Origin of the sequence: Streptococcus danieliae (assembly GCF_013415245.1) — a bacterium.
GTDB classification, from domain to species: Bacteria; Bacillota; Bacilli; order Lactobacillales; family Streptococcaceae; genus Streptococcus; species Streptococcus danieliae_A.
Genome location: NZ_JACBXX010000045.1, coordinates 1 through 10,416, shown reverse-complemented (window position 1 = coordinate 10,416; position 10,416 = coordinate 1). Strand labels below are relative to the sequence as shown.

12 protein-coding genes and 2 pseudogenes are annotated in these 10,416 nt (G+C 44.3%); 3 read left to right on the top strand and 11 right to left on the bottom strand.

The genetic code is table 11. From position 1 onward, the window contains the following. Positions 1 to 129 precede the first annotated feature (129 nt). From HZY94_RS01125 to HZY94_RS01110, 4 genes are read right to left on the bottom strand one after another with little or no spacing between them, the layout of a single operon-like run. Complete coding sequence (locus tag HZY94_RS01125) at positions 130 to 1,395, bottom strand: ABC transporter permease (RefSeq protein ID WP_179924657.1); 1,266 nt, start codon at positions 1,393 to 1,395, stop codon at positions 130 to 132. After that, positions 1,395 to 2,090: an ABC transporter ATP-binding protein gene (locus HZY94_RS01120; protein ID WP_179924655.1), complete on the bottom strand. Its 696-nt coding sequence runs from the start codon at positions 2,088 to 2,090 to the stop codon at positions 1,395 to 1,397. The genes HZY94_RS01125 and HZY94_RS01120 overlap by 1 nt, the downstream gene beginning before the upstream one ends. Then, a complete protein-coding gene (locus HZY94_RS01115; protein WP_228064523.1) occupies positions 2,074 to 3,279 on the bottom strand; it encodes an efflux RND transporter periplasmic adaptor subunit in 1,206 nt (401 codons plus the stop codon). Before HZY94_RS01115 ends, HZY94_RS01120 begins: the two co-directional genes overlap by 17 nt. Positions 3,280 to 3,290: 11 nt before the next feature. Beyond that, a complete protein-coding gene (locus HZY94_RS01110; protein WP_179923834.1) occupies positions 3,291 to 3,503 on the bottom strand; it encodes a YdbC family protein in 213 nt (70 codons plus the stop codon). 145 nt (positions 3,504 to 3,648) lie between these two features. Here HZY94_RS01110 and HZY94_RS01105 point away from each other — a divergent pair, with 145 nt between their 5' ends. The 3 genes from HZY94_RS01105 to HZY94_RS01095 all read left to right on the top strand — a co-directional run bounded on the left by HZY94_RS01105 (position 3,649) and on the right by HZY94_RS01095 (position 5,542). Beyond that, entirely contained in the window at positions 3,649 to 3,960 is a 312-nt protein-coding gene (locus HZY94_RS01105; RefSeq protein WP_160332899.1) for a YolD-like family protein, read from the top strand. Between the two features lie 129 nt (positions 3,961 to 4,089). Next, entirely contained in the window at positions 4,090 to 4,398 is a 309-nt protein-coding gene (locus tag HZY94_RS01100; protein ID WP_179924654.1) for a DUF3270 family protein, read from the top strand. A gap of 97 nt (positions 4,399 to 4,495) precedes the next feature. After that, on the top strand, positions 4,496 to 5,542 hold the full coding sequence (locus HZY94_RS01095) for an LLM class flavin-dependent oxidoreductase (protein ID WP_179924651.1): 1,047 nt from the start codon (positions 4,496 to 4,498) through the stop codon (positions 5,540 to 5,542). Between the two features lie 327 nt (positions 5,543 to 5,869). Here the strand turns inward: HZY94_RS01095 and HZY94_RS01090 are convergent, their stop codons facing one another. The 7 genes and pseudogenes from HZY94_RS01090 to HZY94_RS01060 all read right to left on the bottom strand — a co-directional run. Next, positions 5,870 to 6,073: a Blp family class II bacteriocin gene (locus HZY94_RS01090; protein ID WP_179924658.1), complete on the bottom strand. Its 204-nt coding sequence runs from the start codon at positions 6,071 to 6,073 to the stop codon at positions 5,870 to 5,872. 234 nt (positions 6,074 to 6,307) lie between these two features. Beyond that, positions 6,308 to 6,538, bottom strand: a complete 231-nt coding sequence (locus HZY94_RS01085; RefSeq protein ID WP_179924649.1) for a hypothetical protein — start codon at positions 6,536 to 6,538, stop codon at positions 6,308 to 6,310. 367 nt (positions 6,539 to 6,905) lie between these two features. Next, complete coding sequence (locus HZY94_RS01080) at positions 6,906 to 7,070, bottom strand: hypothetical protein (RefSeq protein WP_179924647.1); 165 nt, start codon at positions 7,068 to 7,070, stop codon at positions 6,906 to 6,908. Positions 7,071 to 7,164: 94 nt separating this feature from the next. Then, the gene (locus HZY94_RS01075) at positions 7,165 to 7,950 is read right to left on the bottom strand and encodes an ABC transporter permease (protein ID WP_179924646.1); all 786 of its coding nucleotides are present in this window, start codon (positions 7,948 to 7,950) and stop codon (positions 7,165 to 7,167) included. A gap of 2 nt (positions 7,951 to 7,952) precedes the next feature. Beyond that, on the bottom strand, positions 7,953 to 8,771 hold the full coding sequence (locus HZY94_RS01070; RefSeq protein ID WP_179924644.1) for an ABC transporter permease: 819 nt from the start codon (positions 8,769 to 8,771) through the stop codon (positions 7,953 to 7,955). 1 nt (position 8,772) lies between these two features. Then, positions 8,773 to 9,765: pseudogene (locus HZY94_RS01065) on the bottom strand (ABC transporter ATP-binding protein). Positions 9,766 to 9,963: 198 nt separating this feature from the next. Then, a pseudogene (locus HZY94_RS01060) lies at positions 9,964 to 10,416 on the bottom strand (group II intron maturase-specific domain-containing protein); the annotation flags it as partial.

The following is a 10,416-nucleotide window of genomic DNA, read 5'->3' as shown; positions in this document are numbered from 1 at the left end:
ATTGGTTCTTATGGCCAATAACCTCCTCAAATATGGGAAGAGGAGTACCTAAAAAGAAAAGGAGAGACTCATTTCAACGAATGAATCTCTCCTTTTTATACTTTACGGGACTTTTTGTCCCAAGCTCTTTCATTCATATCGTAATGCTTCGATAGGGTTAAGTTTGGAGGCTTTGTTGGCTGGGAGGAGGCCAAAGATGACTCCGATGCTGATGGAGAAGAGGGTGGATCCGATGACGGATTGCATGCTGATGACGGGTGGGCCGCCAAAGGCTGCGTTGAGGCTGTCTCCGATCAGGAAGACGATTCCGTAGGAGATCGCCAGGCCGATGAAGCCTCCGATGAGGGTTAGGACCACGGATTCCACGAGGAATTGGGTTAAGATGTTGCGGCGAGTTGCTCCCAAGGCTTTTCGCAAGCCGATTTCGCGTGTCCGTTCGGTTACGGATACCAACATGATATTCATAACCCCGATTCCTCCAACTAGGAGGGAAATTCCGGCAATGGAACCGATGACTACCTGGAAAATTCCCAGTTGTTGTTGAATGTTTGCGAGTTGATCGGACACATCCATCACCTGGTATTCCCCTTGAGCGGGTCTCACCAATGCGGTCAAGCGGCGAGCGGCGGCAGCTCCGATTTCAAGGGAGCGCTCGACATCCTCGACACCGACGATGATGCTTTGAATTTCTGGGACTGAAAATTCTGCAGCTAATTGGGTATTGGTCATCAATAGTTGACCATTGGGATATTGATACTGGGCAGTAATATCATTCTTATCGTAATCAAAGACGCCCATAATCCGGTAGTTGTTACCTTGAATTTTAATCAATTGGTTCAAAGCATTCTCCGGATTAGTGAAAAGCTTGTCAGCCAAGGTTTTATCCAAGAGAACAACACGAGCAAATTGCTCATAGTCAGCTGTTACCAAGCTCCGTCCCGTAATCATCTGGTACTTCTGAGCTTTAAAATAGGAAGGTGAGATCCCTGTAACCGATGCCCCTTTCACATTCTTACTTTCGTAAGTGATGGTGGCAGTTGTTGAGTTGGACACCAAATATTTAGTAACTCCTGGAATATTGAGGAGGTCTGCCACCTGGTTTTCAGCTACTTCTGGTTGTGGAGGCATGCTGGTACCAAGTAGTTCCGATTCCGCATCAAAGAGTTCCTGACTGGTCACAATCCCACTTCCATCTTTTGACTTGATGGGCGAATAGTTAATCTGGACATTTTGTTGGGCTGAACCTAGATTCTTGGTAAAGGCCCGGTTCATCCCATCTCCAAAGGCAATGATTAGGACTACGGCTGCAACCCCAATAATAATTCCCAGCATGGTTAGGAAGGAACGCATTTTATGGGAGCGGATAGAGGCAATGGCAAATTTCCAAGTTTCCATTAGATTCCTCCTTCCTTAGCTGAGTCTTGGGTGATACGACCATCACGAATGACGATTTGACGGGTTGCATAGGCTGCAATTTCCGGTTCGTGTGTAACCATGATAATGGTCTTGCCTTCCTTATTAAGATCCGTCAGGAGTTCCATAATCTGATCCCCCGTTTTGGTATCCAAGGCCCCTGTCGGCTCATCGGCCAAGATAATCGCCGGTTCATTGGCCAAGGCTCTGGCAATCGCAACCCGTTGCTTTTGCCCCCCAGAGAGTTCGGATGGAAGATGTTTCATCCGCTCACTGAGGTCAACCTTTTCCAGATAGTACTTGGCTGTCTTTAAGCGCTCACGCGCATTTTTTCCTGCATAAATCAAAGGAAGTTCAACATTCTGTAAGGCTGTTAATTTTGAGAGGAGGAAAAACTGTTGAAAGACAAAGCCGATCTGGTGATTCCGAACATGAGCCAGTTTGTTCCCTGACAGACGGGCTACTTCTTGCCCCTCCAAATCATAGGAACCTTTCGTGGGTTGGTCCAACAGACCAATAATGTTCATCAAGGTGGACTTCCCGGAACCAGACGGTCCCATGATGGCTAAAAATTCCCCCTCTTCGACATCCAAGTCAATGTCTTTGAGGACTTGAAGAACTTGATCCCCATTCCGGTAGGACTTTTGGAGTCCTCTAATTTTAATTAGATTCGCCATCCTTATCGACCTCCTGACCTTGTTTGATTTGATCATCAGGATTGGTAATCACCTGTTCGCCCTCTTTCAAACCTGCTGTAATGGCTTGGTTCTCTGCATCGGCACTTCCGATGGTTACTTGAACCTTCTTAGCCTTGCGTTTCTGATCGACAACCCAAACAAAGTGCTTTTCATCTTCTGTCACCAAGGCTGTGATTGGAACAACCGTTTGTTTGCCTTCATTTTGAACTTCCATGCTGACATTGAAGCCTTGTTTCAATTCAGAAGCGTCCGAATTGATGCTGACATTGTAAGGGTATTTAGCGCCACTATCTGCTGTTGCAGCCGCAACTCCAGTGCTTTCACCCCCATTTTTAGGATAGTTTGAAATGTAGGAGAATTCCCCTTCCCAAGTCTTCCCTGGGAAAACTTTAGAGGTGATCTTCACCTTTTGACCCTTGGTAATATTTGGAAGCGTGTATTCTGTGACATCTCCCTTAACCTGCAAGCCATCTTCACTCACAATGTGGACTAGGACTTGGCCAGCCCCTGTTGCTGACTTAGCCACATCCCGATTCACTTCAACAACGGTTCCTTCAATACTTGAATAAACGGTTGTGGCATTTAAGGTATTCCCAGCTTTTTCAAGTCCTGCCACCGCATCCGCACGATTGTCATACAAGTCATAAAGCGAGTTTTGTGCATTTTGCTGGGCCGCTCCTGTGGCTGCACTGTAGCCATAACCACTTCCATCAGCATCAGCCCCTGCAGCTGTCGCAGTTGAACCACTAGCGGCTTCAATTCCGTAGACTTCTGCAGTATAGATTTGGCGGTCTACCTTGTTTACAGCCCGCTGGGCAATGTCATAGTCTAGCTGGGCATTTTGACTTTGGTACTGAACCAAGGGAGTCCCCACACCGACATAGTCGCCGACATTTACAAGAACATCCTGAAGATCACCCTTGCTGGCATCCAAGTAGACATATTGATCCCGATTGGCTGCAACTTGTCCGGTTAGCAAGGTGTTGGACGCTACATTGCCTGATTTAACCTTGGTAATTTGGTAGCCTGATGATGTCTGCTCCACATCACTGGAGAAGCTATTTAATAACATGCCACCGACTCCGAGAATCAAGACTGCCGCTCCGGCGCCCACTGCAATCTTACCCTTGCTAAGATTTCCTTTATCAAAGGAGAATTTTTTCATCATATCCCTCTTTCCTAATTCTTAAACGCTTCAACTAAGACCTGAAATTCCTCATTGGTTAGGGTAATTCCCTTGCCCATCTTTTGATGGTCCGGACTCCAGGTCCGCAGGTCAAATTTAGCAGGTGCTCCATTAAAGCTGACCCGATTCAGCTCCTTGGTCCAACCCTTGTCATTCGTTGATAGTACTAGTAATTTTTCTTCAATCTCAAATGTGAAATCAGCCATGAGTCCCCCTCTTCTTCATTTCAATACAATTATTTTACACTATTTTTCATGAAAACTAAAGAATATTAGAAAATTCCTTCTTACAATATTGTAAGAAAGAATAAAAATCGATATAATAGAAGAAAAACGAATAAGGGGGAAGCCGATGATTACACTTTGGGATACCATCAAACAGCAAATGTCAGATTTTCTGGAAGCTGGGGATAGTAAAAATAAGTCCCACAAACACCTGGCAGAAATTCAAGCAACCTTGCAACGCGCACAAAATCAAAAGCAAGCCGTCTTAGTCATCTACGGAAAAAAGCACATTACCGGAACCATTGTCAAAATCAATCCGGATCAGAACCAGTTGATTATCAATAGCTTACCCCATAAAATTTCAACCATGATTCCCTTAAAAGATATCCGTCGGGTAAGTCCTGTTCCGCCAAAGATTCAATCAAGTCAGCTAAACTAAATTTAGCTAAACCAATCACTTCAGAACCACAGACTACTTATGATTTCTTCTTAGTATTGTTATCTTTTTGTAACATAAGGGGTCTGGAAAATATGGTATTCTATATAGTGATTTACACAAGGAGAGATTATGCCCGTAAGAGAAAATGTATTACGTGACCAAGAGGTCCTCCGTAATCCCCAACAACCCATTGAACAACCCTTTACCCAATATGACCCTGAACAAGACCAGGAACTACGCGAAAATCGCTACGAGTTCTACTACTACATGAATCTCGCAGCCTTTTCGCTCATGACAATCCTCTTTAGTTTTATCTTCTTATCTCTAGAAGTAGCTTCGGTTTGGTCCATTTCCGGTGCCATCTTGATTAGTCTAGCCTTTTTACAGGCCAGTCGTTATGTCCGCAATTACTATAAAGACCGCTCTAAGGTGCGCTAACAGCGCACCTTATTTTCTTAGAAACAAATCACTTGTCTTTATTACTAACTAGTGATAAAATGGTTGCAAGTTAAGAAAAACAAAGGAGATAGCTACTATGAAAATCGAACTCGGAATCTCAACCTTTGGTGAAACAACTCCCCTAGAAGGCAGCAACCAGGTCTTCTCCCATGACGAACGCATCCGCCAGCTGGTCAAGGAAATTGAATTGGCTGATGAAGTAGGCTTGGATGTTTACGGCATCGGGGAACACCACCGCGATGACTTCGCCGTCTCAGCACCTGAAATTGTGCTTGCAGCGGGTGCCGTTAATACCAAGAGTATCCGCCTCACCAGCGCTGTCAGTATCCTCTCCAGCCTCGATCCAATCCGCGTCTACCAACAATACGCGACCATCGACGCCCTCTCCAACGGACGCGCTGAAATTATGGCCGGCCGCGCTTCCTTTACCGAGTCCTTCCCCCTCTTCGGCCAAGATCTCAAGGATTACGATAGCCTCTTTGATGAAAAATTAGATCTACTCCTCTATGCCAATCAAGAAACCAAACTAAAATGGAAAGGCCATCACACCCAGAGCATTGATAACCGTGAAGTCTACCCAAGAGCTGTCCAAAAACAACTCCCTGTCTGGGTAGCCACTGGTGGTAACGTCGAATCCACTGTTAAAATTGCGCAAATGGGACTACCAATTGTCTACGCCATCATCGGTGGCCAACCAAGCTACTTCAAACCCCTTATCGACGCCTACCGCACCATCGGTAAGGAAAATGGCTTTACGGACCAAGATCTCAAAGTCGCTGCCCACTCCTGGGGCTTCATCATGGAAGACGGCGAAGAAGCCCGCAAACGCTACTTCCACCCAACCAAACAAATCGTCGATGCCATCTCCAAAGACCGCCCACACTGGACCCCACTCAGCTACGACAAATACCTCCAACAAGTCGGACCAAACGGAGCTATGTTTGTCGGCAACCCCGACCAGGTCGCTGAAAAACTCATCAAGATGATTGAAGAACTCGGCCTCAACCGCTTCATGCTCCACCTCCCACTCGGCTCCATGCCCCACGAAGATGTCCTCAAAGCCATCGAGCTTTTCGGAAAAGAAGTCGCTCCTAAAGTACGCGCTTATTTTGCAGATAAATAAAGAGAACGCCCGTAAGTTGATTCTTACGGGTTTTGCTGTCTAGAGTTACACCTGTTTATACCTTGGGTAAATCAAAATCTGAATACTCGAATAATTTCAAGGAATTGACCAGGAAAGCCGACGAAGGTAGAACTTAGGTTCATCAAGGAGGCTTGACAACGTCAAAATTTGAAATTAAATGAGTATAAGGCGAACGAAACTACCAATCAACGACTGTGTCAAGTTCATTTCATCATCCCAAGTTCAGAAGGTGAGACTTTTGTCTCAACCTCATCCGAGCCAGGAAATACAAAAAAGAGGAGTAGCTCAATGCCACTCCCCTAAAGATTAATTAAAACAGAAATTAGCTGCTCCCGTTGCTCCACCGCCCCAGAAACCGGCAGCTGCTCCAGATACTGTCCCGACAACTGGAAGAGTAACTGTCCCAACGCCAGCTCCAAGTACTGCACCACCTAATGCACCACCAACTGTACCAAGTCCACATTGTACCCAGTTTCCACCAATAACTTCAATCAGTTCCACATCTGTCATATTCATCATTTGGAAAACCTCCTCAGTAATAGCTCCACCTAATCTGCCTACAGAAATCCGGGTCCCATAAAATTTCTGAGAACCTAGGTGACTAAGAAAAAACTAGATAACTCCATTTGAGTATATCTAAACTCAGCACAGAAGGAATCATAATGTACCTATAACACTAAGAATCCCTTCCAACTATTTATTCGGAAACTCCACAAAAATTCTCAATTTGAATCATCCATCAATTTATTTTTCAGACTCATTTCCCTTCCTGATCATCGCTCCCAACAGACTGAGAAAGCAAACCAGTCCGAAGGTATTAAGTGCAAACCCAAGAGGGGACTGAAGATGCAGGTAATTCTCAAAAATGCGAAACAAAAACAATGTAATACCGATAAAAACAACCACTTTTTTCATCCAAAATTCCTCACTTTCTGAATTGAAAGACACAGTATTAGAAGCGCCATTACGTTTCACATCTAGTACTCTGATTATACCACTTACACCTAAAAATCTTATAGCAAGGTCGCAAACGGTCGGTCAAAAGTTCCAAATGGTAAAACAGCCCAGGCAAGCTAGTTAACTCTACTTGCTTGATCTGTTCTGACGTTTATAGGTGATGGCGCCTGTTTCAACTAGGTCAGTCATGCCTTTCTTCAGAAACCTTTCCTTCCTCAAAAAGACTGAATTGACCAGATGGATAGGTGGATTTCTCGGAATATTCCCGTAAAGTTTATGAGTCAGTTGAGCTACTTATTCACGGAGAAGAGCAAGTTCACTACTTAGGCTATCGATTGTAGCAGCTTGTTGTTTCATAATCGCTAATAATTCTTCCATAAGCCAATTAGCTCTCCTGCATGATTTCCGCTTGTTTCGACTCGCTGTAGGAAGTCCAGTTTTGCCGGGATTCCTTAACCAGGTTAGAGTCCCATTCTTGTGACAATTCCTTAACTAGCTTTTTTTCGTGAACCTTGCCTTGTTTCTTAGTTTTTCGATCTTTCTTTTTCAATGTTTACTTCACCTCATTTTAATATGATATATATATATATATATATATATCATAAAACAACCCGATGTCAATGACTATCTACATTTTTAAAGGATCACGACCCCGCACTTTCATAAGCCTCCAAGCCCTTGGTCCAGATTTTTAGGGCAAAGGCCAGGGCTAGTAAGGAAGCCAGGATAAGGCCTCCGATCGTAAAGAGGGGATTTTTACCGGTCAAAAAGTAGGAAGCGGGATAGTAGGCGGTAAAGGCGAAGGGGATGACAAAGGTAATGAACCAACGTAAGAAGGTCTGGTAAATTTCCAGAGGATATTTCGAAAAGTCATTAAACATGTAAAAAATATAGATGACTGCTCCCGATTGCTTGGTCCAAAAGGAGATACTGGCAGTGGCTATTTTTAAGGAGGTATAAATCAAGGTAGCAAAGGGAATTGAAAGGATAAAGAGTAGAATTTTCTCCCAGGTCCAGGTCAAATCACCAACACTGACTCCCAGCAACAAAAGTCCTACCAAAATCTCCCACAAGGCATCAATCTGAAAAATCTCTACCAAAACATGGAACAAGGGATTTAGCGGTCGGGTTAGATACTTATCAAAGTCTCCTTGGCGCACTAATCCCTGCCCCAAGGCCCAAAGATGGTCAAACAAGAGATAGTCGATTCCCTTGGGCAGCAAGGAAAAACCGTAGATGAAAGCCAACTGCTGAAAGGTCCAGCCTTGGAGTGAAGGAATGTGTTGAAATAAGACCTGTAAAAAGAGCAGATTGAGCCCCTGGGTCAGAAAGACCCCTAGCACTCCCACAAGAAAGTCAGCCTCATACTCCAGAATCTGTTTCAAGTGTTGTTTGATAAAGATGAGATGCATTCGTTGGTATTTGCGCATCATTAGCCTCCCTGAATTGTGATATGAGTCTGAACGCGTTGCCAGATCAGCTGCGACAGAAGCACCATCACAGCTAGCCAGAAAAATTGCTGTAACAGGGCTTGAAACACTTGGATTGTTGAATACTTCCATACAATCATCATCGCTGGAGTATAAATTAGGGAAGCAAATGGCAAGAGAGACAGACCTTCTTCTACAACTTTTGGAAAAAAGGCCAAGGGAATTAAAGCTCCTGATAAAAAAGCGACCAAGGAATTTTTCAGTAAATTGGAGCCCCAGAGATTTTTAAAAAGGAAGGCCGAGAAGCCAAAGGCAATATTAAAGAAAAAGTTAATCAAATAGGCCAGACTCAAGCTGAGGAGATAGGCTACTGTCAAGCCAATGACTTGGAGAACGGGTTCTCCTGAATGCAGTTTAAAGGCAACAACGGCTGCTAAGAAGGGCAGGCCGATGCTGACAAAGACCAGCCAGCGAAAGCCTATCTCTGTAAACAAATAGGAGGCTGCAAAATGAACGGGGCGGAGCAAACGCATGGCCACTGAGCCGTCTTTGACCTCACGGCCAATCATAAAGGAGCTATCGGACTTGGTCAATAAATTGGTCACGAAGCTCATCACGATATACAAGGTCATGTCTGCCAAACTAAAACCGCGCAACAAGTTTTCCTGTGAGGAATCAAAAACAGCCTTCCATAAGTAAAATGCCACAAATGCTCCGATGACATCGCCAAGACGATAAAGCAAAAAATTCACCCGGTAGGTAATCAGTTCCTGCATTCCCGCATGAACAAAGGGTCTGTAACGTTTCCACACACCTAACATCCTAAAGCTCCTTTCGATAGAAGCGACGAACAATTTCTTCAATGTTCGTATCTGCCATCTTTAAATCACGAATTTCAAAATCGCTCAAGGTCTGTTGGATAATCTCGGCAGTCTGATAGCGAGAGCTGTCATACTGAATCTCCAGCATCAGCTCTTTCCGTGTCACCTGGATATCCGGAGCATTTACAAAATGTGAGTCAAAAGACTCCTGTCCTGGCTTGAGTTCAAAAGAAATCGTTTTGCTTTTCCCAAAGCGTTCCTTTAATTGAGTCACCGTTCCATCAAAGATTTCTTGTCCCTTATCGATCATAAAAATCCGATGGCACAATTGTTCAATGTCATCCAAGTCATGGGTTGTTAAGACAATGGTTGTTTCTTCCTCTTGATTGATCTGAGCAATAGCCTTGCGGATATTGTCCTTAACGGAGACATCAAGGCCAATGGTCGGTTCATCCAGGAACAGGACCTTGGGGCTATGTAACAGCGCAGCTGCAATATCCGCCCGCATCCGCTGTCCTAGAGACAGGGTTCGCACCGGGTCTTTGATAAAATCTTGCAGATCTAAGACCTCATTCAAAAAGCCCATACGTTTGCGAAAAGCCGCGTCTGGAACATCATAAATTTCTTTTAAGACCAAGTAAGTTTCTTGCAAGGCTAGATCTCACCAAAGCTGGGTTCGCTGCCCAAAAACAACGCCAATATCCTTCACATAATCCTGACGATTTTCCTGGGGAATTTTCCCATTAATCCGACAAAAACCAGATGTGGGTTTTAAAATCCCTGTCAACATCTTAATAGTCGTCGATTTCCCAGCTCCATTAGCCCCAATAAAACCTAATATTTGTCCCTTGGGTACCTCGAATGATAAATCTTTAACCGCTGTAAATGTTTGCGTTTGGGGATGAAAAAACGAAGCGATAGCTCCCTTCAATCCCGGTTCCTTAACCGTCTTTACAAATTCCTTGTGAAGATGGCTTACTTCAATCAAGGCCATCCCAAATCCTCCTTACTAACACTCCCTACCCCAACTACTTTGGCAAGTAAGGTCCTCTCAAAGAAAACGCTTTCTTATAAAGTTATTCTAGCACTTTTAGAGGTGGTAAGCAAAGAATATCCGGTTGTAAAAAATCGAGTAGAGGCTAATTTCTAGTCCCTCTCACACCACCGTGCGTGCCGTTCGGCACACGGCGGTTCAACTAACTTTTAACGCATGTCGTTTAAGATAGAAATCTAGACAAGAAACCAGTCCTCTTTTAGTAAGGGCTGGTTTTGATATAGCTCGCTTTAAGACTGACTTTTGTGCCACTAGTTGATAGTGGTTACCCCAGCCAGATACTTTATCGGCTATTCATTTCGGAACACCTAGTTTCAGAAGTCCCCATAGTCGTCTCGATTTTTTCTTCCATTGCTTCCAGATAATGACTCGGATACGAGTTCGTAAACGCTCATCTATTTGCGTCAGTATCGTCTTCATATTACCAAGTGAGAAGTAATTTACCCAACCGCGGATAACCCAATTTAATCGTTCAATCCGTGTCGTTAGGTCAATGCTCCACTTCCTCGTCGTTAGTCGCTTCAGCTTGCGCTTAAAACTCTGTACACTATCTTGATGGGGACGGCATTTCCAGCCTTTCGGAGATTTCCA